The 26,616-nt window shown below is 61.3% G+C and carries 17 protein-coding genes and 1 other RNA gene; 7 read left to right on the top strand and 11 right to left on the bottom strand.

Annotation, left to right across the window (positions count from 1 at the left end):
- Positions 1–64: 64 nt before the first annotated feature.
- Both J3P93_RS18395 and dnaX read right to left on the bottom strand, forming a co-directional pair.
- Positions 65–403, bottom strand: a complete 339-nt coding sequence (locus tag J3P93_RS18395) for a YbaB/EbfC family nucleoid-associated protein (protein WP_093103000.1) — start codon at positions 401–403, stop codon at positions 65–67.
- Positions 404–470: 67 nt separating this feature from the next.
- Positions 471–2,564 carry a DNA polymerase III subunit gamma/tau gene (gene dnaX / locus J3P93_RS18400; RefSeq protein WP_434590478.1) on the bottom strand — a complete coding sequence of 698 codons (2,094 nt, stop codon included), beginning with the start codon at positions 2,562–2,564 and terminating at the stop codon, positions 471–473.
- Between the two features lie 145 nt (positions 2,565–2,709).
- Here dnaX and J3P93_RS18405 point away from each other — a divergent pair, with 145 nt between their 5' ends.
- Positions 2,710–3,459, top strand: coding sequence for a substrate-binding periplasmic protein (locus J3P93_RS18405; protein ID WP_434590481.1), 750 nt, complete (start codon positions 2,710–2,712; stop codon positions 3,457–3,459).
- A 196-nt stretch (positions 3,460–3,655) separates the two neighbouring features.
- Here the strand turns inward: J3P93_RS18405 and ffs are convergent.
- The 6 genes from ffs to J3P93_RS18435 all read right to left on the bottom strand — a co-directional run bounded on the left by ffs (position 3,656) and on the right by J3P93_RS18435 (position 12,859).
- Positions 3,656–3,752: signal recognition particle sRNA small type (gene ffs / locus J3P93_RS18410), an RNA gene on the bottom strand.
- 110 nt (positions 3,753–3,862) lie between these two features.
- Positions 3,863–5,029, bottom strand: a complete 1,167-nt coding sequence (locus J3P93_RS18415; RefSeq protein WP_434590483.1) for a zinc-binding metallopeptidase family protein — start codon at positions 5,027–5,029, stop codon at positions 3,863–3,865.
- Positions 5,030–5,176: 147 nt separating this feature from the next.
- Positions 5,177–7,534, bottom strand: coding sequence for an NAD-dependent DNA ligase LigA (ligA, locus tag J3P93_RS18420; RefSeq protein ID WP_434590485.1), 2,358 nt, complete (start codon positions 7,532–7,534; stop codon positions 5,177–5,179).
- An 85-nt stretch (positions 7,535–7,619) separates the two neighbouring features.
- Positions 7,620–8,483 (bottom strand): cell division protein ZipA, encoded by an 864-nt coding sequence (gene zipA, locus J3P93_RS18425; RefSeq protein ID WP_090282571.1) that lies wholly within the window; start codon positions 8,481–8,483, stop codon positions 7,620–7,622.
- Between the two features lie 225 nt (positions 8,484–8,708).
- A complete protein-coding gene (gene smc / locus J3P93_RS18430; RefSeq protein ID WP_434590490.1) occupies positions 8,709–12,197 on the bottom strand; it encodes a chromosome segregation protein SMC in 3,489 nt (1,162 codons plus the stop codon).
- 2 nt (positions 12,198–12,199) lie between these two features.
- The gene (locus tag J3P93_RS18435) at positions 12,200–12,859 is read right to left on the bottom strand and encodes a GntR family transcriptional regulator (protein ID WP_093103020.1); all 660 of its coding nucleotides are present in this window, start codon (positions 12,857–12,859) and stop codon (positions 12,200–12,202) included.
- Positions 12,860–13,127: 268 nt separating this feature from the next.
- Between J3P93_RS18435 and xdhA the strand changes: the two genes are divergently transcribed.
- From xdhA to guaD, 4 genes are all read left to right on the top strand, one after another.
- Positions 13,128–14,582, top strand: coding sequence for a xanthine dehydrogenase small subunit (gene xdhA / locus J3P93_RS18440; RefSeq protein WP_434590493.1), 1,455 nt, complete (start codon positions 13,128–13,130; stop codon positions 14,580–14,582).
- Positions 14,575–16,974: a xanthine dehydrogenase molybdopterin binding subunit gene (xdhB, locus tag J3P93_RS18445; protein ID WP_434590496.1), complete on the top strand. Its 2,400-nt coding sequence runs from the start codon at positions 14,575–14,577 to the stop codon at positions 16,972–16,974. The genes xdhA and xdhB overlap by 8 nt, the downstream gene beginning before the upstream one ends.
- 141 nt (positions 16,975–17,115) lie before the next feature.
- On the top strand, positions 17,116–17,973 hold the full coding sequence (gene xdhC / locus J3P93_RS18450) for a xanthine dehydrogenase accessory protein XdhC (RefSeq protein WP_434590499.1): 858 nt from the start codon (positions 17,116–17,118) through the stop codon (positions 17,971–17,973).
- A gap of 13 nt (positions 17,974–17,986) precedes the next feature.
- A complete protein-coding gene (gene guaD / locus J3P93_RS18455) occupies positions 17,987–19,291 on the top strand; it encodes a guanine deaminase (protein ID WP_434590501.1) in 1,305 nt (434 codons plus the stop codon).
- Between the two features lie 184 nt (positions 19,292–19,475).
- Here the strand turns inward: guaD and J3P93_RS18460 are convergent, their stop codons facing one another.
- Positions 19,476–20,240, bottom strand: a complete 765-nt coding sequence (locus J3P93_RS18460) for a GntR family transcriptional regulator (protein WP_039763010.1) — start codon at positions 20,238–20,240, stop codon at positions 19,476–19,478.
- A 354-nt stretch (positions 20,241–20,594) separates the two neighbouring features.
- On the opposite strand from J3P93_RS18460, the gene J3P93_RS18465 reads away from it, so the two are divergent.
- Entirely contained in the window at positions 20,595–21,785 is a 1,191-nt protein-coding gene (locus J3P93_RS18465) for a benzoate/H(+) symporter BenE family transporter (protein WP_434590504.1), read from the top strand.
- Between the two features lie 242 nt (positions 21,786–22,027).
- On the opposite strand, the gene J3P93_RS18470 is transcribed toward J3P93_RS18465, so the two are convergent.
- Positions 22,028–22,372, bottom strand: a complete 345-nt coding sequence (locus J3P93_RS18470; RefSeq protein ID WP_016773843.1) for a YggL family protein — start codon at positions 22,370–22,372, stop codon at positions 22,028–22,030.
- A gap of 232 nt (positions 22,373–22,604) precedes the next feature.
- On the opposite strand from J3P93_RS18470, the gene dacB reads away from it, so the two are divergent.
- Positions 22,605–24,065, top strand: a complete 1,461-nt coding sequence (gene dacB, locus J3P93_RS18475; protein ID WP_434590508.1) for a D-alanyl-D-alanine carboxypeptidase/D-alanyl-D-alanine endopeptidase — start codon at positions 22,605–22,607, stop codon at positions 24,063–24,065.
- Between the two features lie 99 nt (positions 24,066–24,164).
- On the opposite strand, the gene J3P93_RS18480 is transcribed toward dacB, so the two are convergent.
- Positions 24,165–26,573, bottom strand: coding sequence for a sensor domain-containing diguanylate cyclase (locus J3P93_RS18480; RefSeq protein ID WP_434590511.1), 2,409 nt, complete (start codon positions 26,571–26,573; stop codon positions 24,165–24,167).
- Positions 26,574–26,616: the final 43 nt, after the last annotated feature.

The raw sequence follows: 26,616 nt of genomic DNA on the forward strand, positions 1-26,616 counted from the left end.
GAAACAAAAATGCCAGGCGCTATGCCTGGCATTTTGTGTAGCTCATCTGCCGCCGGTTGGCGAATCAGAATGGCAGTTTCATACCCGCTGGCAGGTTCATGCCGGCGGTCATGCTGCCCATTTTTTCCTGGCTGTTGGCTTCGATCTTGCGCACCGCGTCGTTGACGGCGGAAGCGACCACGGCTTCGAGCATTTCCTTGTCGTCTTCGCTCATGCCTTCGACCAGGCTCGGGTCGATAGTCACGCTCTTGACGTCATGACGACCGGTCATCACCACGGTGACCATATCGCCGCCGGCCTTGCCGATGACTTCGGCGTTGGCCAGTTCTTCCTGCATCTTGGCCATTTTTTCCTGCATCTGCTGCGCCTGCTTCATCAGGCCGGCCATGCCACCTTTCATCATGGTAATCACCTCAAATGTACTTGGATCAAAACAGCGCCCGGCGATGTTGGCCGGGCACCTACAGTTATTAGCCTTGGGTGACCAAGGCGTCGACAGGTTCAATAGTATCGTGTCGCACCACCGCGCCGAACTGCTGAACCATCTGCTGGATGAACGGATCGCCGTGGATCGACTCCTCCGCCTCGCGCTGACGGTTGGCGCGGCGCCGCGAGGCCGCCTGGGCCGGGGTTTCCTGCTCGGGCTTGATCAATTCGATGGTCAGGCTCAGCGTGCGCCCGTGGAACTGGTTCAGCGCGTCGTTGAAACGTCGTTGCTGGGTGGCGTTGAACAGCGCACTGTGCGCCGGATCGAGGTGCATCAGCCAATGGTCGCCATCCACCGCGATCAGCGTGCAGTTGGCGGCGATGCTGCCGGTCATGCCGGAGATCGGCAGTTTCGGGAACAGCTCTAGCCATTGCGCAGCCAGACCGGTGGCCGGGGCCGCAGCCGGTTCAGGCTCGGGTTCCGGTTCGGGGTCGGCGGCGTGTTCGCTGGCCAGTTCGTCGAGGTAGCTGTAGGCCGAATCGATGTCCGGCTCGATGTAGTCCTCGTCCAGCGGCGGCTCATCGTCGAGATCCATGCCCGGTGTGGCGGCATCGACGTCGGCGACCGACGGCTCGGGAATCGGCGCAGCGGCCCACTCCGGTGCGTCCGGGACGACGCTGTCCGGGGTCGGCAGCGGCATCGGCGGCAACTCGGGTTGCTCGGCGGCGGTTTCCAGCACCGGCTCGACGGCGGGTTGCTGCGCCGGCGCAGGTTCAGCCTCGGCTTCTACCGGGTCGTTCCACGGCAGATCAACCACCGCTTCGACGGCCATGGGCTCAGGCTCTGCCACGGGTTCCGGTTCAGCGACTGCAACTGGCGCGGGCGCAGCGGCCTGTGCAGGTGCAGGTGCTGCCACTGGCGTCGGCGCTGGCGCAACTGGCGCGGCGACCACCGGCGCAGGCTTGGGCGCGGCAGCCACGGCGTTTGCGGAATCAACTGTGGCCTGGCTGATCCCCACTGGCTTTAGCGGCTGCCTCGGGGCGTCCGCCGTGTCGGCCGGTCGGAAGGCCAGCATGCGCAGCAGAACCATCTCGAAACCACCGCGCGGGTCCGGCGCCAGCGGCAAGTCGCGGCGACCGATCAGGCCCATCTGGTAATAGAACTGCACGTCTTCGGCCGGCAACGCCTGGGCCAGCGCCAACACACGGTCACGGTCGCCATGGCCGTTGTCGACACCTTCGGGCAACGCCTGGGCGATGGCGACACGGTGCAACACGTTGAGAATTTCCGAGAGCACGCCGTTCCAGTCCGGGCCCTGCTCGGCCAGATGACGCACGGCTTCAAGCAAGGCCTTGGCGTCGCCTTCGATCAACGAATGCAGGACGTCAAAGACCTGGCCGTGATCCAGCGTGCCGAGCATCGCGCGCACGTCGGTGGCGAGGACCTTGCCTTCACCGAAAGCGATGGCCTGATCGGTCAGGCTCATGGCGTCACGCATCGAGCCGTCAGCGGCGCGACCGAGCAGCCACAGCGCATCGTCTTCGAACGGCACGTTTTCCGCGGTCAGCACGTGGGTCAAATGCTCGACCACGCGCTCAGGCGTCATGTTCTTCAGGGAGAACTGCAGGCAGCGCGAGAGAATCGTTGCCGGAAGTTTCTGCGGATCGGTGGTCGCCAGGATGAACTTGACGTACGGCGGCGGCTCTTCGAGGGTTTTCAACAGCGCATTGAAAGAATGACTGGAGAGCATGTGCACTTCGTCGATCAGGTAGACCTTGAAGCGCCCACGGCTCGGCGCGTACTGCACGTTGTCGAGCAGCTCGCGAGTGTCTTCGACCTTGGTCCGGCTGGCGGCGTCGATCTCGATCAGGTCGACGAAACGGCCCTCATCGATTTCCCGGCACACCGAGCACTCGCCGCATGGGCTGGAGGTGATACCTGTTTCACAGTTCAGGCATTTGGCAATGATCCGCGCAATGGTCGTCTTGCCGACCCCGCGCGTCCCGGTAAACAGGTACGCATGGTGCAGCCGCTGGCTGTCCAAGGCATTGATCAGAGCCTTGAGCACATGGGTCTGGCCGACCATTTCGCGGAACGAGCGCGGACGCCATTTACGTGCAAGAACCTGATAACTCATCGAAAACCGTCGCAACGAAGGAAGCTGAAGCGGCTAATGCTAGCGGAGCAAGGGCAAAATTGCATCCGGTGTCCGCGCCTAAAATGGCTAAGCTGCATCAGCAGAGGCTTTTATCGGCTCGGGATGGGCAACGACCGGAGCATTTATGCGGTGGGCCATGGGGGCATTGCTGGGTATCAGCCTGAGCGCGACGGCCGCCGAACCGCCGCTGCGCTTCGCGGTGTCTGACAGCTGGGCGATGCCGATGGTGCAACTCGAACGCAACCGCCCAACCCAAGGCATCCTCTTCGACCTGATGCTCAGCCTCGCAACACAGGTCGGCGTGCCGGCCGAATTCATCGTGCTGCCGCGGGCCCGCGTGCAAAGCGCCATGGAAAATGGCGAGATCGATGTGCGCTGCTATGCCGCCCAGTCGTGGCTGCCGAATCAGTCCGGCGATTACCTGTGGAGCGTGCCGCTGCTGTTCCAGCGCGACCTGCTGATCAGCCGCAAGGACCAGCCTGCGGACATTGATCCCGCGCGCCTGCCCCGCCAGGCCATCGGCACGGTGCGCGGCTACACCTACCCGACCCTGCAATCACTGTTCGAGGCCGATCAACTGCAACGCGAAGACGCGCGCAATCAGGAACAAGTGCTGGAAAAACTGCTGGCCGGGCGTTATCGCTACGCCGTGAGCAACCAGTGGACACTGGACTGGTTCAATCAACGCCTGCTGCCGGCGGAACAACTGCAAGCGGTGGCGGTGCTGCAGGAGCAGGAGGTGGGCTGTTACGTGAGGAACGATCCAAACGTGCCGGTGCAGCGGATATTGCGCACGTTGCTGCGGATGAAGACGTCGGGGGAGATTGAGGAGATTATCCGGCTCTATACCGGCCATTCCGACAACACCCGATAACCCCTGTAGGAGTGAGCCTGCTCGCGATAGCAGTGTGTCAGACACATCTATTTCGACTGAGACACCGCTATCGCGAGCAGGCTCACTCCTACAGGGGATTTGTGTCGCTCCGGTAAATCACAGACACAAAAAAACCGCAGTGGGCGAAACCCATGCAGTTCTGGTTGAAGCGTTCGATTGTTCGTTAAGGTGGCAACCCCACCAGCCACACCCCGGCACACAATGTTCCCGCTGTGGCTGCTGCCTTCCGGCTCTGACCAGGTTCACGGGTAATCGTTGCGGGGGGACCGATGGGGTCACCATAACGACGCTTGCCTGTCGGCGAGCCGCGCCATTGTACCTGTCTGAGACGAAGTTACAACCCTGGTTGCAGATTAAAAATATCAAGGGGCTCAAGCACTTGCTATTGCGCCTGAAGCACCTCGTCGGCCCTGCCGCCAGCTTGCTGGATGACCAGATGGATGAAGTGCAGCTTGGCAATCGCCGCAGCCGGCAGAACGAACGGGTAGAAATCCGGCTGACCCATGCTGCGCGACAATTCGTTGAGCATGCCGGCCAGTTCGATCCACGCGTTGACGAATGACAGAAACGCTTCGCCACCGGGATGTTCGGGGTCGTACAGCGTGCTGGATGGAAACGGTTGATAGTCAAAGTCCATTTCCCGCGCGCTCATGCCGAAGCCCAGCGCGGTGTCCACCGCGTCCATCATGTGCAGGTAGTGCGCCCAGGTTTCCGCCCAGTCTTCCCACGGGTGCATGGTCGCGTAGGCGCTGACGTAATGCTGCGGCCAGTCCAGCGGGGCGCCCTGCTGATAATGCCGATCGAGCGCTTCGGCGTAACTGGCGCGCTCGTCGCCGAACAGGCTTCGGAACGCGCCGAGCCACGGGCCGTTGGCGATCAGACGATCCCAGTAATAGTGGCCGACCTCATGGCGAAAATGCCCGAGCAACGTGCGATAGGGTTCGTGCATCTGCGCCCTCACCTGCTCGCGGTGGGCGTCGTCGGCTTCCTTGATGTCGAGGGTGATCAGGCCGTTGGCGTGCCCGGTCATCGGCGCGTTGCCTTCGAGGTCAATACCGATGAAATCGAAGGCCAGCCCGGTTTCTTCGTCGACGCTTTTCGGGATGACCGGCAGGCCGAGGGTGATCAGTTGCGCGACGAGGCGGCGTTTGGCGATTTCGACTTTGCGCCAGCGTTCCGGGTTTTCCGGGACGGACAGATCGGGAATGGTGCGATTGAGGCTGCAGGCGATGCACAGGCTGTCGTGATCGTTGGCCGGCAGTAGCCAGTTGCACGCAGCGGGCGTATCGAGATTGGCGCAACGGCGAAACAGTCCGGCGTCGGGATCGACGTCCAGCGTCCACGTGCCTTCTTGCGGCCCCGGTTGCAGCGAGGTCAGGTGGCTTTCTTCGGGTTGATAGCCAAGCAAGGCGTTGCAGGCCAGGCACTGGCTGTTGCGAAAGAACAAAGACTGGCCGCAGCGGCACGGCCAGATTTTGCTGTTGCGTGAAGACCCGGCCATGAACGGCGCGATGATGCGGGAACTGAGCTGCTCGAAGAAGCGGTGCATGGCGATCTCTCCCTGGGACTGGCCAAGACTAGATCATCCTGGCGCGAAGATCGTTCCCAAGCATCGCCGCACGCTCTCCACCTGATCGTTCCCACGCCTTCTCGACTGATCGTTCCCACGCTCCGCGTGGTAACGATCAGGTCGAGTTCATACGGAAATACCATGGATTTTGAGGAAAGCGATAAACGCCTCCTCATCCATGACCTTCACGCCCAGCTCATTGGCCTTGGTCAGTTTCGAGCCAGCACCGGGGCCGGCGACTACGCAATGGGTCTTGGCCGACACCGAACCCGCGACTTTCGCGCCGAGGCTTTCCAGATGCTCCTTGGCGACATCGCGGCTCATCAATTCGACTTTGCCGGTCAGCACCCAGGTCTCACCGGACAACGGCAAGCCTTCGACAACTTTCTTCTCGCTCTGCCAGTGCATGCCGAAATCACGCAGCTGTTTTTCCGACGCCTCGGCCAGTTGCCGATGCTCGGGTACGGCGAAAAACTCGCGCACCGAATTCGCCTGCTTCTCCGGCAAGGCCTGGCGCATGTCCAGCCAGTCGGCGGTCATCACTGCTTCCAGCGAACCGAACTTGTCGGCAAGTTTCTGCGCGCCACCCGGGCCCACCGAAGGAATATGCAGCTTGTCGAGAAAACCACCCAGCGTGGTGCTCGCGGCGAACTCGGCGCCCAGTTCGCCCTGATCCTGAATCTGCAAACCGTGGCCAAGCAACTCGCTGATGACCTGCTGGTTATGCGCATCTTCAAAGAAGCTGTGGATCTCGTGAGCCACTTCCAGACCGACGTCCGGCAGGTAGGTCAACACTTGCGGCAAAGCCTGCTGCACCCGCTCCAGCGAACCCAGCGAGCGTGCCAGCACCTTGGCCGTCTCCTCGCCAACATCGGGGATGCCGAGTGCGTAGATAAAGCGCGCCAGGCCCGGCTGTTTGCTGTCCTCGATGGCCTTCAACAGCTTGTTGCTGGACACCTCGGCAAAGCCTTCCAGATCGACGATGTCGTCGAACTTCAGCGCATACAGATCGGCCGGCGAATTGACCAGCCCCTCGTCGACCAACTGCTCGACGCTCTTGTCGCCCAACCCTTCAATGTCCATCGCCCGGCGCGAGACGAAATGAATGATCGCCTGCTTGAGTTGCGCGCCACAGGCCAGACGGCCGACGCAGCGATACACCGCACCTTCGCTGACGGTTTCCTTGCCCTTGCTGCGTTTGATCAGTTGCGTGCGCTCGACGTGAGATCCACAGACCGGGCAGCTCTGCGGAATTTCCACTGCTCGCGCGTGCGCCGGGCGACGTTCAGTGACCACCTGCACCACTTGCGGAATCACATCACCGGCGCGGCGAATGATCACCGTGTCGCCGATCATCAGCCCCAGCCGCGCGACTTCGTCCATGTTGTGCAGCGTGGCATTGGCGACGGTGACGCCGGCGACTTTCACCGGTTTCAAGCGCGCCACTGGCGTTACTGCGCCGGTGCGGCCGACCTGGAATTCAACGTCGAGCAGTTCGGTGAGTTCTTCCATGGCCGGGAATTTGTGCGCGATCGCCCAGCGCGGCTCACGGGCGCGGAAACCCAGTTCGCGCTGGTCGGCAATGCTATTGACCTTGAACACCACGCCATCGATTTCATAGGCCAGCGAGTCGCGGCGCGCGCCGATGTCGCGGTAATAGTCCAGGCATTCGTCGATGCCCTTGGCCAGTTTCAGTTCGTGGCTGATCGGCATGCCCCACTTCTGCAACTGCTTGAGGTTGCCGATGTGGGTGTCGGAAATATCATGCGAAACCTGGCCGATGCCGTAGCAGCAAAATTCCAGCGGCCGGTTGGCGGTGATCTTCGAATCGAGCTGGCGCAGGCTACCGGCCGCGGCGTTGCGCGGGTTGGCGAAGGTCTTGCCGCCGATTTCCAGTTGCGAGGCGTTGAGCCGCTCGAAACCGGCCTTGGACATGAACACTTCGCCGCGCACTTCCAGCGTCGCCGGCCAGCCTTCGCCGTGCAGCTTGAGCGGAATATTGCGCACGGTGCGCACGTTGACGCTGATGTCTTCACCGGTGGTGCCGTCGCCGCGCGTAGCGCCCCGCACCAATACGCCGTCTTGATACAGCAGGCTGACCGCCAGGCCATCGAGTTTCGGCTCGCAGCTGTATTCCACGGCCGCCCCGCCGCCGAACAGATCGCCCGCAGGCATGTCCAGGCCTTCGGTCACGCGGCGATCGAACTCGCGCATGTCGGTTTCTTCGAAGGCGTTGCCGAGGCTGAGCATCGGCACTTCATGCCGCACCTGAGTGAACGCGGTAAGCGCCACGCTGCCGACGCGCTGGGTCGGCGAGTCGCTGGTGATCAGTTCCGGATTGGCCGCTTCCAGCGCCTTGAGCTCGTGGAACAACCGATCGTACTCGGCGTCCGGAATGCTCGGCTCGTCAAGAACGTGGTAGCGGTAGTTGTGCTGGTCGAGTTCAGCGCGCAGCTCGAGGATGCGGTTTTTCGCGGCGGTCATGGTGTTCTCTCATAAAGCAAAAGAGCAGCCGAGGCTGCTCAATCATTCTGCCGATCGTCCCGTTAAACAGGAACAACCTTTTGTATCAGCGCTTCTGGGTCAGCGCGCGGCGCTCGAATTCGACGATGCGCTGGCGGTAGTGCTCGATGGTCTGCGCGGTCAGCACGCTGCGCTGGTCATCTTTCAGCTCGCCATTGAGTTCCTGCGACAGCTTGCGGGCCGCGGCCACCATCACGTCGAAGGCTTGCTTCGGATGACGCGGGCCTGGCAGGCCGAGGAAGAAGCTCACCGCCGGGGTGCTGAAATGGTCGATGTCGTCCAGATCGAAAATGCCCGGCTTGACCGCGTTGGCCATGGAGAACAGCACTTCGCCGTTGCCGGCCATGCTTTCGTGACGGTGGAAAATATCCATCTCGCCAAAACGCAGACCGCTTTCGAGGATGTTCTGCAACAACGCCGGGCCTTTGAAACCGGCCGGGTCGCGGCAGATCACGCTGATCACCAGGACTTCTTCGGCTTGCGGCTGATCCTTGTCGGCCACGGCCGGCGAAGGCTTGCTGTCTTCAGCGAAGTCGTCGTCACGGCTGTTGAAGCTCGGGCCACCGTCCAGATCGAGGTCAAGGTTCAGGTCGCCCTGCGCCGGGCCATTGCTGCCACGCTTGCCACGTTTCGAGCCGGATTCGCGCGGCTCGCGGGCTTCACGGGCCGGCATGCTCACCGACGGCAGATCGTGCTCGTCCAGTTGCGGTTCCTTGTGCGTGTCCAGTACGCGGGCCGGGCCCAGCAGCTCGGCGCTGCTGTCCTCGTCCGGCAGGTTGGACAGACTTCGGTCAAGACGGAATTTCAGTTTTCCCTTGCCGCCGCGCATACGGCGCCAGCCATCGAAAAGAATACCGGCTATCACTATGATGCCGATGACGATCAGCCACTCGCGCAGACCGATTTCCATGTAATCCCGTGCCTCTATAAAAAATGCTGAAAAATAAGGGGTTTACATTGTGCAAACCGCTTTAAAACGTGGCGCCAACTCTATGTTCTGACAGGCGTTTTGCCCACGTATACGAAAAATTGACATTAAACTAGCACGATCAACGGCTTCGCAGCTACAAGCTTTAAGCGCCAAGCTGCAAGCCGTCCACTTGCAGCTCGGAGCTTGTAACTCGCAGCTGCGCCGCTAGGCGTCCACCATCGCCATCGCCTCCTCGACATCCACCGCCACCAGCCGCGAACAACCCGGCTCATGCATCGTCACGCCCATCAACTGTTCGGCCATTTCCATGGCGATCTTGTTGTGGGTGATATAGATGAATTGCACGGTCTGCGACATCTCTTTGACCAGGCGTGCGTAGCGTCCAACGTTAGCGTCATCCAGCGGTGCGTCAACTTCGTCGAGCATGCAGAACGGCGCCGGATTCAACTTGAAGATGGCAAAAACCAGGGCCAGTGCCGTCAGGGCTTTTTCGCCGCCGGAGAGCAAATGGATGGTGCTGTTCTTCTTTCCGGGCGGCTGCGCCATGATCGTCACCCCTGTATCGAGTAGATCTTCGCCCGTCAGTTCCAAATACGCGCGCCCGCCACCGAAAACTTTTGGAAAAAGCGCCTGTAAACCGCCATTGATCTGATCAAAGGTATCTTTGAAACGGTTGCGGGTTTCCTTGTCGATCTTGCGAATGACGTTTTCCAGAGTCTCCAGCGCTTCGACCAGATCGGCATCCTGCGCATCCAGATAACGTTTACGCTCCGATTGTTGCGTGTATTCGTCGATGGCCGCGAGGTTGATCGCGCCCAGGCGTTGAATCCGCGCGTTGATGCGTTCGAGTTCTTCTTCGGCTTCGCGTTCACTGGCCTGTGCGGTCAATGTCGCGAGCACGCCGTTGAGATCGTAGCCGTCTTCGAGCAACTGATCCTGCAAGGCCTTGCGCCGCACGGTCAGGGCTTGCCATTCCATGCGTTGCTGTTCGAGCTGGCCACGAATCAGTTGCGATTGCTGCTCGGCCTGGGTGCGGCGTTTTTCCGCGTCGCGCAGTTCGCGGTCGGCGTCTTCCAGGGCGATCTGTGCGGTCTTGAGTTCTTCGTCGACGGTCATGCGCTTGTCGAGCAGTTCTTCGAGTTTCAGGCGCAGCTCTTCCAGCGGTGCCTCGCCCTCCTCCAGATTCAGACTCAACTGTTCGCGCTTTTCGGTGAGGCGCTCGGCCTGCATTTCCAGACGCTCCAGCGCCTGGCGCGTGGAGTCGTGCTGCGCACGTAACGAGCCGAGACGCACGGCCAACTGATGCGCGTGATCCTTGTGCTGACGGGCTTCCTGACGCACCCGGTCGAGGCGTTCGCGCAGGCTGTCGCGCTGAGCCAGCAGCAACTCGCGCTGCTCGGTATCGAGCGCCATGGCGTCCAGCGCTTCCTGCAAGTGCATGCGCGCTTCGCCGACCTGCTCGTGCTCAAGCTCGCGCTGCTCGGCGAGCTCGACCAGCTCTTCATCGAGGCGCGTGCGACGCAAGGTCAGTTGCTCGGCCTTGGCTTTGCCGGCGGACAACTGCGCTTTCAATTCACCTTGCTGACGAGCTTCGTCCTGCAGCAGACGGCGCAGATGTTCGCGACCGTTTTCCTGTTGACGCTGTTGCGCACGCAGGGTTTGCAGGCGCGCTTCCATGGCCTCGACCGTGGCTTCTTTCTCCTCGCGTTCGAGGTGCAGTGCTTCGATTTCCTGCCCTCGGGCGAGCATGCCGCTTTCCGCTTCGCTGGCCCGGCGCACGCGCAAAAAGTGCCGACCGACCCAATAGCCATCGCGGCTGATCAGGCTTTCGCCAGCGCCGAGCTGCCCGCGCAAAGCCAAGGCCTGCTCGAGACTGTCGACCGGCTTGACCTGGCCGAGCCACGGCGACAGATCGATCTGCGCATCGACTTTATCCAGCAGACTGCCAGCCACGCGCACGCCATCGCTGGCCGGGCTGAGCAGGCGCAGATCGCCCTGGCTGAAGCCGGACAAATCGAAGCCGCTGAAGTCATCGACCAGCACCGCTTGCAGATCGGCGCCGAGCACGGTTTCCACCGCCAGCTCCCAACCGGCCTCGACCTTGAGGCCTTCGGCCAGACGCGGGCGCTCGGTGAGATTGTGTTCCTTCAGCCATTCGGCGGTGCCGGTGCCCGGATCAAGCGCCGCCTGTTGCAGGGCTTCAAGGGACGCGAGGCGCCCGTTGAGCCGCTGCAGATCGCCCTGCGCCTGTTGCTGCGCGGTCAGCGCCTGCTGCAATTCCTGACGCAGTTGTTCGAGTTTTTCGACCTGCGCTTCTTCGCTGGTCTGCAAATCTTCGAGAGTCGCTTCGGACTCGGCAAGCTGCTCGTTGAGCGCCATGATCGCCGCGTCTTCCGGGTCGGCAGACAGCAGCGCGCGCTCTTCGCCGAGACGTTTCTGCCGGTCGGCCAGACGCTCCATGCTCGCTTCGAGTTGCTGAATGCGCGACTGCTGCACCTCGGCCTGACGCCGCGGTTCGGCGGAGGTCAGGTTGAACGCGTCCCACTGCTCCTGCCAGCCGTGCATCACGCTTTCGGAATCTTCCAGTGCAGCGGCAGCTTCTTCGGCGGCGGCGCTGGTGACTTCCTGCTCGGGGGTGAGCATGTCCAGCTCTTCGCCAAGGGTCAGCAGCAATGTGCGGTCGTGACCCAGGTGCGATTCGGTTTCCAGCCGCGCGCGTTCGGCTTCCTTGAGATCGTCCTGCAATTTGCGCAGGCGTTGCTGGCCGTGCTGGATGCTTTGCTCGACCCGAGCGATGTCGCCGCCGACCGAATAGAACCGCCCCTGCACCAGATTGAAGCGCTCGGACAGATCGTGGTGGCCGTCGCGCAAGCGCTCAATGGCCGCGTCAGCATTACGCTGCTCGGCAACCAGCGCCTCGAAACTGATTTCCTGGGTCCCGATGATCGACTCGCGCTGACCGACCTGCTCGTTCAGATCCTGCCAGCGCAGCGCCGACAGTTGCGCCTTGAGCTGACGCTCCTCGGCCTTGAATTCCTGGTACTTCTTCGCCGCTTCGGCCTGTCGGTGCAGGCGTTCGAGCTGGCGCTCCAGCTCTTCACGCAGGTCGGTCAGGCGCGCGAGGTTTTCGTGGGTGCGGCGGATGCGGTTTTCGGTCTCGCGCCGACGCTCCTTGTACTTGGAAATACCGGCGGCTTCTTCGATGAAGTTGCGCAGATCTTCGGGCTTGGACTCGATCAGCTTGGAGATCATCCCCTGCTCGATGATCGAGTAGCTGCGCGGGCCGAGGCCGGTGCCGAGGAAGATATCGGTAATGTCGCGGCGCCGGCATTTGGTGCCGTTGAGGTAATAGGTGGTCTGGCTGTCGCGGGTGACTTTGCGGCGAATGGAGATTTCCGCGTACGCCGCGTATTCGCCGAGCAGTGTGCCGTCGGAGTTGTCGAAGACCAGCTCGATGCTCGCCTGGCTCACCGGTTTGCGGCTGGTCGAGCCGTTGAAGATGACGTCGGTCATCGACTCGCCGCGAAGGTTTTTCGCCGAACTTTCGCCCATCACCCAGCGTACGGCGTCGATGATGTTCGACTTGCCGCAACCGTTCGGCCCGACCACTGCCGCCATGTTACTGGGGAAGTTCACCGTGGTCGGGTCGACGAAGGATTTGAATCCCGCCAGTTTGATGCACTTGAGCCGCACGCTTAAGCAACCGTCAGGGCAGACACCACCAGATCGCAGCTGCGCTGGGCGTATGCCGTCAACACGATGCGGATCTGCGGCAAATCACGGGCGAGTACGGCGGCGAGCAGGCGTTCGAACAGTTCGAGGAACTCGCTCATTTCCGCCTTGCGCTGTTCGAGGGCGAGAAAGTACGCGCGGCTCATCGCCGGCTGCAGGTTCTCGACGGTTTCCTGCAGATACGGGTTGTTGGCGAACGGATAAGCCGCGCGCATCACCGCGAAGCTGTCATCGACAAAGCTGCGGATATCGCCGCGTTCGTAATGCCCGGTCAGACGCTGCTGGATCTGCACGAACGGCGCCATGTCCGACTGCACTTGCCAGCCGTTGGCCACTGAATTGCCGAGCAGGATGTACAGCTCGCTCATCAGCGTGCACAGGCTCTGCACCTTGTGCGCAGTGAGTTCGGTGACGTGGGCGCCACGCCGCGGCAGGATCGCGATCAGGTGGCGGCGTTCGAGGATCAGCAAGGCTTCGCGGACCGAACCGCGGCTGACGTTGAGCGCCAGCGTGACCTTCTGTTCCTGGATGCGCTCTCCGGGTTTCATTTCGCCACGAATGATGCGCTCGGCGAGGTGGTGAGCGATTTGCTCGGCGAGGCTGTCCGGCGCCTTGAACGTCATGGTTGTCCTTCAAACTCTATCGATCTGCACAAGCGGCGCAGTGTAGCGCAAATGCACGGTCATGGCGGAGTGCCCACTCAGCGGTTTTTGGCACGATTCCCGCAAAAAAGCGCAGTGACCGATGAGGGTCAATACTGAATAGACACGTTGTTGATCGGCGAAACCGATTTTCCTGACCTTTAAGTCAGAAAACCATTGACCGAAAAGTCAGACCTGCTAAATTCGGTTCACGTCGGTTAACAACAATAATGAGTCTGCGAGGCCTTCCGTGATCCAGTTTTTACTTAACCAGGAACTCCGTAGCGAGCACGCCCTGGACCCGAATCTGACTGTGCTCAATTACCTGCGCGAACATGTCGGCAAGCCTGGCACCAAAGAAGGTTGCGCCAGCGGTGACTGCGGCGCGTGCACCGTGGTGGTCGGCGAGTTGCAGACGGATGACGCCGGGCGTGAGCACATTCGCTATCGCAGCCTCAATTCCTGCCTGACCTTCGTCTCGTCATTGCATGGCAAACAACTGATCAGCGTCGAAGACCTCAAACACCAAGGCCAACTGCACAGCGTCCAGCAAGCGATGGTCGAGTGCCACGGCTCGCAGTGCGGCTTCTGCACCCCCGGTTTCGTCATGTCGCTGTTTGCCCTGCAAAAGAACAGCGATGCCCCGGATCACGCCAAGGCCCACGAAGCGCTGGCCGGCAACCTCTGCCGCTGCACCGGCTACCGGCCGATTCTGGCGGCGGCCGAGCAATCGTGCTGCGCTAAACAGCCCGACCAGTTCGACGCCCGCGAAGCCGAAACCATTGCCCGCCTCAAAGCCATCGCCCCGACCGATATCGGCGAGCTCAACAGCGGCGACAAGCGCTGTCTTGTACCGCTGACAGTGGCCGACCTGGCCGATCTCTACGACGCTTATCCACAAGCGCGCCTGCTCGCCGGCGGTACCGACCTGGCCTTGGAAGTGACGCAGTTTCACCGCACCTTGCCGGTGATGATCTACGTCGGCAACGTCGCCGAAATGAAGCGCATCGAACGCTTTGAAGATCGCATTGAAATCGGTGCCGCGACCGCCCTCTCCGACTGCTACGAAGCGCTGAAAGCCGAGTACCCGGACTTTGGCGAACTGCTGCAGCGCTTCGCGTCCTTGCAGATCCGCAACCAGGGCACGCTCGGCGGCAACATCGGCAACGCCTCGCCGATCGGTGATTCGCCACCGCTGCTGATCGCCCTCGGTGCGCATATCGTGCTGTGCAAAGGCGAGACCCGCCGCACGCTGAATCTGGAAGATTACTTCATCGATTACCGCGTCACGGCCCGTCAGGAAAGTGAGTTCATCGAGAAAATCATCGTCCCGCGCGCCAGCGCCGAGCAGTTGTTCCGTGCCTATAAAGTGTCGAAGCGTCTGGACGACGACATCTCGGCCGTCTGCGCAGCCTTCAATCTGCGCGTGGAAAACGGCGTGATCGCCGACGCCCGCGTGGCCTTTGGCGGCATGGCGGCCATTCCGAAACGCGCCGCGCATTGCGAGGCCGTACTGCTCGGTCAGCCGTTCAATAACGCCGTGATCGAACGTGCCTGCGCCGCACTGGCCGAGGACTTCACGCCGCTGAGCGATTTCCGCGCCAGCAAGGAATATCGCCTGCTCAGCGCGCAGAATCTGCTGCGCAAATACTTCATCGAACTGCAAACACCGCACATCGAGACTCGGGTGACCGCTTATGTCTAACCATCACAGCGTAGAGAAAACTCAAGCTGAACTGGCTGAACTGTTCGCCAAAGACCTGACCACCGGCGTCGGCCGCAGCGTCAAGCACGACAGCGCCGCCAAGCACGTGTCCGGTGAAGCGCAGTACATCGATGATCGCCTGGAATTTCCCAATCAATTGCACCTGTACGTGCGTCTGTCGGACCGCGCCCACGCGAAAATCCTCAGCATCGACACCCAGCCCTGCTACGCCTTCGAAGGCGTGCGCATCGTCATCACCCACGAAGACGTCCCCGGCCTGAAAGACATCGGCCCGTTGCTGCCCGGCGATCCGCTACTGGCCATCGACGATGTGCAGTTTGTCGGCCAGCCGGTACTCGCCGTCGCGGCGAAGGATCTGGAAACCGCACGCAAAGCGGCGATGGCCGCGATCATCGAATACGAAGACCTCGAACCGGTGCTCGATGTGGTCGAAGCCCTGCGCAAGCGCCACTTCGTACTCGACAGCCACACCCACCAGCGCGGCGATTCCGTTTCGGCGCTGGCCAGCGCCGAACACCGCATCCAGGGCACGCTGCACATCGGCGGTCAGGAACACTTTTATCTGGAGACGCAGATCTCCTCGGTGATGCCGACCGAAGACGGCGGCATGATCGTCTACTGCTCGACGCAGAACCCCACCGAAGTGCAGAAACTGGTCGCCGAAGTGCTGGACGTGTCGATGAACAAGATCGTCGTCGACATGCGCCGCATGGGCGGTGGTTTCGGTGGCAAGGAAACCCAGGCCGCCAGCCCGGCATGCCTGTGCGCGGTAGTCGCGCACCTCACCGGCCAGCCGACCAAGATGCGCCTGCCGCGTGTCGAAGACATGCTGATGACCGGCAAGCGCCACCCGTTCTATGTCGAGTACGACGTTGGCTTCGACAGCAGCGGCCGCCTGCACGGGATCAATATGGACCTGGCTGGTAACTGCGGCTGCTCGCCGGACCTGTCGGCGTCAATCGTCGACCGCGCGATGTTCCACTCTGACAACTCCTATTACCTCGGCGATGCGACCATCAACGGTCACCGTTGCAAGACCAACACCGCGTCGAACACTGCCTATCGCGGCTTCGGCGGCCCGCAGGGCATGGTCGCCATCGAAGAGGTGATGGACGCGATTGCCCGTCACCTCAACCTTGATCCGCTGGCGGTGCGCAAGGCCAACTACTACGGCAAGACCGAACGCAACGTCACGCACTACTACCAGACCGTCGAGCACAACATGCTCGAAGAGATGACCGCTGAACTGGAAGCAAGCAGCCAGTACGCCGAGCGCCGCGAAGCGATCCGTCGCTACAATGCCAACAGCCCGATCCTGAAAAAGGGTCTGGCGCTGACCCCGGTGAAATTCGGCATTTCCTTCACCGCCAGCTTCCTCAACCAGGCCGGCGCGTTGATCCACATCTACACCGACGGCAGCATCCATCTGAACCACGGTGGCACGGAAATGGGCCAAGGCCTGAATACCAAAGTCGCCCAGGTTGTGGCTGAAGTGTTCCAGGTCGACATCGACCGCGTGCAGATCACCGCGACCAACACCGACAAGGTACCGAATACCTCGCCAACCGCTGCTTCGAGCGGTGCCGATCTAAACGGCAAAGCGGCGCAGAACGCGGCAGAAACCATCAAGCAACGTCTGGTCGAATTCGCCGCGCGGCATTTCAAGGTCAGCGAAGAAGACGTCGAGTTCCGCAACGGCCATGTGCGCGTGCGTGAGCACATTCTGACCTTCGAAGCGCTGGTCCAGCAGGCGTATTTCAATCAGGTGTCGCTGTCGAGCACTGGCTTCTACAAGACCCCGAAAATCTACTACGACCGCAGTCAGGCCCGTGGTCGTCCGTTCTACTACTTCGCCTTCGGCGCGGCGTGCTGCGAAGTGATCGTCGACACCCTGACCGGCGAGTACAAGATGCTGCGCACCGACATTCTTCACGACGTCGGCGCCTCGCTGAACCCGTCGATCGACATCGGTCAGGTCGAGGGCGGTTTCGTCCAGGGCATGGGCTGGCTGACCATGGAAGAGCTGGTCTGGAACAACAAGGGCAAGCTGATGACCAACGGCCCGGCCAGTTACAAGATTCCGGCCGTGGCAGACATGCCGCTGGACCTGCGGGTGAAACTGGTGGAAAACCGCAAGAACCCGGAAGACACGGTGTTCCATTCCAAGGCTGTGGGCGAGCCGCCGTTCATGCTCGGGATTGCTGCGTGGTGCGCGATCAAGGATGCGGTGGCGAGCCTCGGTGACTACAAACATCAGCCAAAAATCGACGCGCCGGCGACCCCGGAGCGAGTGCTGTGGGGGTGTGAGCAGATGCGCCAGTTCAAAGCGGTGAAAGCTGTTGCGGCTGAAACCGAGCTGGCTCCGCTCTAGGACCGAGGCACGGCCAATCGCTGGCAAGCCAGCTCCCAGGATTTGAGTTGAGTCCAGATTTTGTGGTCACCACAAATCACTGTGGGAGCTGGCTTGCCAGCGATGAGGCCCGAACAGACAACGATGTTGTAGGGGTGAACTATGTACAACTGGATCGACGCCCTCGCCGACCTGCAGAACCAGGGCGAACCCTGTGTGCTGGTGACGATCATCGAAGAGCTCGGCTCGACGCCACGCAATGCCGGCTCGAAAATGGTCGTCAGCGCCCACCGGATGTTCGACACCATTGGTGGCGGGCATCTGGAATACAAGGCCATGCAGATCGCCCGCGACATGCTCGCCAGCGGCAAGCAGGACACCCATCTTGAGCGTTTCAGCCTCGGCGCCAGCCTCGGCCAGTGCTGCGGTGGCGCGACGGTGTTGCTGTTCGAACCGATGGGCCAGGTGCAGGCGCAGATCGCTGTATTCGGTGCCGGCCACGTCGGTCGCGCCCTGGTGCCGCTGCTTGCCAGCCTGCCCTGCCGGGTGCGCTGGATCGATTCGCGCGAGGCCGAATTCCCTGAACACATCCCTCACGGCGTGCGTAAAATCGTCAGCGAAGAGCCTGTGGATGAAATCGATGATCTGCCCGCCGGCAGCTATTGCATTGTCATGACCCACAACCATCAACTCGACCTTGATCTCACCGCCGCCATTCTCAAACGCAACGACTTCGCCTGGTTCGGCCTGATCGGCTCGAAGACCAAACGGGTCAAGTTCGAACATCGCCTGCGTGATCGCGGTTTCGACCCCAGCGTGGTGCAACGCATGCGCTGCCCGATGGGCATCAGCGAAGTCAAAGGCAAACTGCCGGTGGAAATTGCCATCTCCATCGCCGGCGAAATCATTGCCACCTACAACGCCAACTTCGGCCAGCACAGCGCCAGCGCCGAACCGATTGCCCGATTGCTGCCCGCCTCGCGCCGCAGCCAGTCCGCCAAACTCAAAGCCTCAAACTGATTAGAGAACCCTCATGCCTCTGACTCGCAAAGCCTACCGCGCCGCCATCCTGCACAGCATTGCCGACCCCGCCGAAGTCGGCATCGAAGCCTCCTACGAATATTTCGAGGACGGCCTGCTGGTGGTCGATGGCGGCAAGATCAGCGCCCTCGGCCACGCCAGCGACCTGCTGCCGACTCTGCCGGCGGACATTGAAATCGAGCATTATCAGGACGCGCTGATTACCCCGGGCTTTATCGATACCCACATTCATCTGCCGCAAACCGGCATGGTCGGCTCCTACGGCGAGCAATTGCTCGACTGGCTCAACACCTACACCTTCCCCTGCGAAAGCCAGTTCGGCGACAAGGCCCACGCCGACGAGGTCGCGGACATTTTCATCAAGGAACTGCTGCGCAACGGCACCACCACCGCGCTGGTGTTCGGCAGCGTGCACCCGCAATCGGTGAACTCATTTTTTGAAGCGGCCGAGAAACTCGACCTGCGGATGATCGCCGGCAAGGTGATGATGGACCGCAACGCCCCGGACTATCTGGTCGATACCGCTGAATCAAGCTATGTCGAGAGCAAGGCGCTGATCGAGCGCTGGCACGGCAAGGGTCGCCTGCACTATGCGGTGACCCCACGCTTCGCGCCGACCAGCACCCCGGAACAACTGACCCTCGCCGGGCAACTGCTGACCGAATACCCGGACCTGTACATGCAGACCCACATCAGCGAGAACCTCAAGGAAATCGAGTGGGTCAAGGAGCTGTTCCCGGAACGCAAAGGCTACCTCGACGTTTACGACCACTATCAGTTGCTCGGCGAGCGCTCGGTGTTTGCCCATGGCGTGCACTTGTGCGATGACGAGTGCGCGCGGCTGGCGGAAACCGGTTCGGCGATCTCGTTCTGCCCGACCTCCAACCTGTTTCTCGGCAGCGGTCTGTTCAACTTGCCGATGGCGGAAAAGCACAAGCTCAACGTCGGCCTCGGTACGGACGTCGGTGGCGGCACCAGTTTCTCGCTGCTGCAGACGCTCAACGAAGCGTACAAGGTGATGCAACTGCAAGGCGCGCGGCTGAGTCCGTTCAAGTCGCTGTATCTGGCGACGCTGGGTGGCGCGCGGGCGCTGCGTCTGGAAGACAGAATCGGCAACCTGCAACCGGGTTCCGATGCGGATTTTCTGGTACTGGATTACCACGCCACGCCGCTGCTGAGCTACCGGTTGAAGCAATCCAATAACATTGCCGAAACGTTGTTTGTGCTGATGACCCTGGGCGATGACCGCACCGTGGCACAGACCTATGCAGCGGGGGCGCTGGTGCATCAGCGCTAAGCTTTCCCAAGGCATAAAAAAACCCCGGTACTTTTCAGTTCAGGGGATTTTTTATTGCCTGTCAGATTGCTATCGCGAGCAGGCTCACTCCTACATTGGATCTTCAGTGGCCACAAAATGTGTGAACAACAAAGATCAACTGTAGGAGTGAGCCTGCTCGCGATGGGGCCAACTCGGTGTCAGCTCAGAGCTTGGCGCTCGAACGCCCCGGCTTCTTGGTCTGCAACAAATGCGAGAACACCGCATGCAGGTCATCCGACGCGCCTTCCTCGTCGAGGTTGAGCTTGCTGTCGATGTGATCCATGTGATGCATCATCAGGTTTACCGCCAACTCGCCGTCGCGTTTTTCGATGGCGTCGATCAATTGGGTGTGTTCGTCGTACGAACAGTGCGAACGGTTGCCGCTTTCATACTGGGCAATGATCAGCGAAGTCTGCGAGACCAGGCTGCGCTGGAAACTGATCAACGGCGCGTTCATCGCCGCTTCCGCCAGTTTCAGGTGAAATTCGCCCGAGAGACGAATACCGGCGCCGCGATCACCGCGCGAGAAACTGTCGCGTTCGTCATTGACCATTTGCCGCAATTCGGCGATCTGCTCGGCCGTTGCATGCTGCACCGCCAGTTCTGTGATCGCACGCTCGACCAGACGGCGCGCGAGAAACACCTGACGCGCCTCTTCCACGCTCGGGCTGGCGACCACCGCGCCACGGTTGGGCCGCAACAACACCACGCCTTCATGGGCCAGACGCGACAGCGCACGGCGAATGATGGTGCGGCTGACCCCGAAGATTTCCCCCAGCGCTTCTTCGCTCAACTTGGTGCCGGGCGCCAGACGCTGCTCGAGGATCGCCTCGAAGATATGCGCGTAGACAATATCGTCCTGGGTTCCGCTGCGCCCGGCTTTGCCTGCTCGCGGTTGTTTCTTGAGGGGTTGCAACTGTTCGTTCATGGGCACTCGGGTCGGAAGGACTGCGGCGAATAGACCGTGACTGTAATACGGCACAGTAGGTCGCTGGCAAGTATCGCGTAAAAAACAGCGCGATTGTACACAATGAATGGTGGCAACACGACTGTACGGCTGTTTGCGACTTCGGCTGTATTGCAACGATCCGTCGGGTTTGAGTTTAGGCTTGATCGCAGAATCCGCCTTCAACGCTAACCCCCTGTAGGCCTTCGCCTGCTCGCGATAGCGGTGTGTCATCCAAAAAAGTGTCGATTGACCCACCGCTATCGCGAGCAGGCTCACTCCTACAGGTTCTGTGTTGAGGCGGGGATCTTCATTGGTATAAGGAACAGCACCGTCATGACCGACGCCACCCACGCCCGCCTGCGTCCCCTCGCCGACACCACACCGTCCGCCATCGTCGCCGGCTTCATTGCGATGATGACCGGTTACACCAGCTCCCTGGTGCTGATGTTCCAGGCCGGGCAAGCGGCGGGCCTGACCAGCGGGCAGATTTCCTCGTGGATCTGGGCGATTTCGATCGGCATGGCGGTGTCTTCGATCGGCCTGTCGCTGCGCTATCGCACGCCGATCACCATCGCCTGGTCGACCCCCGGCGCCGCCCTTTTGATCACCAGCCTCGGCGGTGTGAGCTACGGCGAGGCGATTGGCGCCTACATTACCTGCGCAGCGCTGGTGACCATTTGCGGCCTGACCGGCAGCTTCGAACGGCTGGTGAAGAAGATCCCCGCTTCGCTGGCCGCGGCTTTGCTGGCCGGCATCCTCTTCAAGATCGGCAGCGAAATTTTTGTTGCTGCGCAGCACCGTACCGGGCTGGTGCTGGGGATGTTCTTCACGTATCTGCTGATCAAACGCCTGTCGCCACGCTACGCCGTTCTCGCCGCCCTGTTGGTTGGCACCGCGCTGTCAGGCGCCATGGGCCTGCTCGACTTCAGCGGCTTTCATCTGGAAGTTGCGACTCCGGTCTGGACCACTCCGCACTTTTCATTGGCCGCGACCATCAGCATCGGCATCCCGCTGTTCGTGGTCGCCATGACCTCACAAAACATGCCCGGCGTCGCCGTCCTGCGCGCCGACGGCTACAACGTACCGGCCTCGCCGCTGATCACCACCACCGGCATCGCCTCGCTGCTGCTGGCGCCGTTCGGCTCCCACGGCATCAACCTCGCCGCCATCAGCGCCGCCATCTGCACCGGCCCGCACGCCCACGAAGATCGCGACAAACGCTACACCGCTGCCGTCTGGTGCGGGATTTTCTACGGGATTGCCGGGGTGTTCGGTGCGACGTTGGCGGCACTGTTTGCCGCGCTGCCGAAAGAACTGGTGCTGTCGATTGCGGCACTGGCGTTGTTTGGTTCGATCATCAATGGTTTGAGCATTGCCATGACCGAGGTGAAAGAACGGGAGGCGGCGCTGATTACCTTTATGGTCACGGCGTCGGGGTTGACGCTGTTTTCGATTGGGTCGGCGTTTTGGGGGATTGTGGCGGGGGTTTTGACTTTATTGATCTTGAATTGGCGCAAAGCTTAAGGTCAAAAGCCCCTCACCCTAGCCCTCTCCCAGAGGGAGAGGGGACTGACCGAGGTGTCTGGAAGACATACGCCGAGATGGGATACCGAGTCGAACTCAAATTTTGCAAAGCCCATAAATCGGCTCCCTCTCCAAGGGGAGAGGGCTGGGGTGAGGGGCAGCTCCACCGCAGATCCCGAACCGAACCCCCAAACCCCAGACGAAAAAAAACGGCGACCCTCAGGCCGCCGTTCTTTTCAGTATCACTTGGCCGCGTTGATCGGCTTTTCCGGATACCACACGTCCAGCAACGGGCTGACTTCGTACTTGGTCAGCTCGGAACGGTTTTTCAGCCAGGCTTCAACGGCAGCACGCTGCTCTTCGTTGACCGAGCCACGCTTCTGCAGGCACACCAGACCGAAGTCATCGCCGCCGACATAACCCAGACCGTTGGCTTCCATGGCTTCTTTGATGAATGCTTCGAGGAAAGCGTCAATGGCTTCTTCGGACAAGTCTTCTTTGAAGTCCAGGTTCAGTTCGAAACCCAGCTCTTGAAATTCATCAACGCACAGTTTTTTGCGCAGACGCTGGGAACGGTTAGTCGCCATTGGAACAATCCTCTTAAGTAATAACGGCCGGCACTTTACCAGTTTAAGCCGGCGATTGCCCGACTCTCTGGCCTCTGTGGCCGACCGCCTGTAAAAAATAACGATTTGCAACGCCCCGACAAGGCACAAGCTGTTACAGCTTGGGGCATAATGCCGACACTTTCATGACCACTGAGGGCTTTTTCATCCATGCCCTCGTTATTTTCCCCTCGGCTGTAGGGTTTTATTTCATATGATCAAATCGTTGCGTCCACTGCTTCTCGCCGGCCTTCTTCTGCCCCTGGCCCTGCCTGTTTCCGCTGCCACCATCAACACCGCCCTCACCCCCAACGTCGAAAAAGCCCTCAAGGCCAGCAAATTGCAGCCCAGCGCCCTGTCGCTGGTGATGGTGCCGCTGGAAGGTCCGGGCACGCCAACCGTGTTCAACGCCGACGTGTCGGTGAACCCGGCGTCGACGATGAAACTGGTGACCACTTATGCGGCGCTGGAAATGCTCGGCCCCAACCACCAGTGGAAAACCGAGTTCTACACCGATGGCGATCTGAGCGGCGGCATTCTCAACGGCAACCTCTACCTCAAGGGCGGCGGCGATCCGAAGCTGAACATGGAAAAACTCTGGTTGCTGATGCGCGACCTGCGCGCCAACGGCGTGACCCAGATCACCGGTGATCTGGTGCTCGACCGCAACTTCTTCATTCAGCCGCAACTGCCGGAATTCAACGACGACGGCAATGATGACAACAAGCCGTTCCTGGTCAAGCCGGACTCGCTGCTGGTCAATCTCAAGGCGCTGCGCTTCGTCGCGCGCAACGACGGCGGCCGCGTACTGATTTCCGTTGAGCCACCGATTGCCAGCATCCATATCGAAAATACAGTCAAGGCGCTGCCGTCCAAGCAGTGCACCGGCGGCGTGCGCTACAACCCTGTGCCGCAGGCCGACGGCAGCGTCAACGTGACCGTCGCCGGACAGTTGGGCGAAGGTTGCAGCTCGCAGACCTACCTGTCACTGCTCGATCACGCGACCTACACCGCCGGCGCGGTGCGGGCGATCTGGAAAGAACTGGGTGGCAGCATTCAGGGCCAGGATCGTCTGGCCTCGACGCCGGGCAATGCCAAGCTGCTGGCCCGCGCCTACTCGCCGGACCTCGCCGAGATCATCCGCGACATCAACAAATACAGTAACAACACCATGGCCCAGCAGTTGTTCCTCAGCCTCGGTCAGCGTTTCCGCAACGAAGCCGACGGTGACGACGCCAAGGCCGCACAACGCGTAGTACGCCAGTGGCTGGCGAAGAAAGGCATCACCGCGCCGCATCTGGTGATGGAGAACGGCTCCGGCCTGTCCCGCGCCGAACGCGTCAGCGCCCGTGAAATGGCGAGCATGCTGCAAGCGGCGTGGCACAGCCCGTATGCCGCCGAATACATCAGCTCGATGCCGATCGCCGGCACCGACGGCACCATGCGCAAACGCCTGAAGACCACCGCCATGCGCGGTGAAGCGCACATCAAGACCGGTACGTTGAACACCGTGCGGGCGATTGCCGGGTTCAGCCGCGATGTGAATGGCAACACCTGGGCGGTGGTGGCGATCCTCAATGACAAGGCACCGTTCGGCGCATCGTCGGTGCTCGATCAGGTGCTGCTGGATCTGTACAAACAGCCGAAACTGCCGCAGACCGCTTCGGTCCTCTGACCAACACACAACCCCTTGTAGGCCTTCGCCTGCTCGCGATAGCGGTGTATCAGTCACTGATATGTATCTCGACTGACGCTATCGCGAGCAGGCTCACTCCTACAGGGGATCGGTGTAATCGGCTGAGTTCATCTGCCGCTCAACCCGGTCACGGCCATTCTGCTTCGCTGCGTAAACGCCCGAGTCTGCCCGCAGCAACAACGCATCCGCACCCTCCCCCGGTCGCCAGCTGGCGATGCCGAAACTCGCCGTGACCACGCCGACCACGTCCACCGGCGCACTGCGCAGGCCTTCCCAGAGTTCCATCGCCAACATGTAAGCATGTTCGCCGTCGATGTCCGGGCACAGCACCATGAACTCCTCGCCGCCCAGACGGCAGAACACATCGGTGCGGCGCAGGCGATGGCCAATTCGTTCACACACCGCTTGCAATACCCGGTCGCCCACGGCGTGGCCATAGTGGTCGTTGATCCGTTTGAAATGATCGATATCGAGCATGATCACCGACAATTCGCCACCGCCGCGCTCGACCCGCGCCATTTCGGTGGTCAGACGTTCCTGGAAGTAGCGGCGGTTGTGAATGCCGGTCAGCGAGTCGGTAATCGACAAGGCGCGCAGTTCTTCTTCCACGCGTTTGAGGTCGGAGATGTCCGAGATATAGCCGTGCCACAGCACGCCACCGCCCGGCAGTTCCTCGGGCGTCGCCTCGCCGCGTACCCAGCGCAGGCCGCGTTCGGGCAGTTGCACGCGGTACTCCTCGCGCCACGGGCTGAGGCTTTCGGCCGAGGCGCGGATCGACGAGCGCACGCGAGTGACGTCTTGCGGATGGATGCGGGTGAAAATCGCCTCGGCGTTGAACAGCAGCACGTCCGGCTCCAGCTCGTAGATCTCGCGGATACCGTCGCTGGCATAGATCACGCTGAAGCGCCCATCAAATTCCATCTTGAACTGGTAGATGCCACCGGGCACATGGGCGCTGAGCTTCTTTAGCAGCACATCGCGCGCCGCCAGCACTTCGTGCACGCGCTTGCGCTCGGTGATGTCGATGCAGATCGCCAGGTGGCCGACCCACAAACCCTGCTCATCGAGCACCGGGGTGGCGAGCATGTTCACCGGCAGATGACTGCCGTCGTTGCGCACCAGCGTCCATTCGCGGGCCTCGTGACCGCCGACTTCACCGCCCTCGACCAGCATGGCATGACAGGTCGGAATGCTTTTGCCGTAGCGCGCGCTCAGCTCGGCCGCGCGGGCCGCCAGTTCGCGGGGCAGGTGCAGGTTTTCCAGGGTCATGCGCCCGACAACTTCGGCGCTGTTGTAGCCGAGCATCTGCTCGGCACCGGGGTTGAAGGTATTGATCACGCCACGCAAATCCGTAGCGATGATTGCCACCTGGGTCGCTGCGTTGAGCACCCCGCGCAACTGGCCGTGGGTGCCGCGCAGTTCCTGTTCGCTGGCATGCAGCTCCTGAGTGCGCAGTTGAACCAGGCGCAAGGCGCGCTGGCGCTGGCTGACCAGCACATACAGCAGTGCACTGAGCAACAGACTGAGCAGGCTGCCCAGGACCACCACGCTGCTGACCGACGAGTGGTTGGCCTGCAGAAACCCTTCGCTCGGCAGGATATCGACCTGATAGTCGTGGTCGGCCATGCGCACCAGTCGCGTGGCCGCCAGATCGCTCGGCACTGGCTGATTGCTCGACTCGAACAGCACCTCATGCTGGTCATGGGTCGACAGATCGAGAATGCGCACCGAGAGATAATCATGCAGCGCATCCGGCAAGCCGTCGGCGAGCAACTGGCGCATGCTGATCACCGCCATCACATAGCCGAACGGCTGTGCCTCGTCCGGGCGAATCACCGGTGCCAGCAGCAACACCCCGCGCGCATACGAAGGTTCTATCCCGACCAGATGCATCGGTTGCGACACCACCAGACTGCGCAGCCGGTCGGCACGTTGCAGGGTTTCGCGGCGCAATGGCTGAGCGAGCAAGTCATATCCCAGCGGCGCCGGCAGGCGACTCTGCGTCTGGGTGTACAGCACCGGCACGTATTCATCGCGCGGCGCGGCCAGTTGCAGATCACCGTTGGCATCCAGTTCGCGGATGTTGAACGTGCTCAGGCCTTCATCACGCGCGCGTTGCTCGAACAGCGCACGTTCGGCGCCGCTGATTCTGGGGGCATAGGTATAGGCTTGGGTGCGCAGCAATAACGGTCGCGAGTAACCGTCAAATTCGGCGCGGGAGACTGATTCGGAATTGGCGAAGAACCGCCGCAGGCCATCGAGGCGCTGCTCCTGATCCTGAAAGCGTTCTTCGATGCGGCTGTAGCGCTCGTTGGCCAGCAGCTGGAAGCGCTGACGCAGTTGTTGCTGAAACTGGTTGTAGCTGGCCCAGGCGAGCAGCCCCGTGAGAATCCCGCCGGCGAGCAATACCAGCATCGCGACCAGCCAGGCCGAGACGTCTTCGCTGATAAAGCCCAGTATCTTCGGGCGCACGGGGTGCAACGACATAAAGACCACTCACTACGCGAGCATAGACGGGAAAACCCCATTG

This window comes from Pseudomonas sp. R3-57, from assembly GCF_051132065.1.
Classification (GTDB): Bacteria; Pseudomonadota; Gammaproteobacteria; order Pseudomonadales; family Pseudomonadaceae; genus Aquipseudomonas.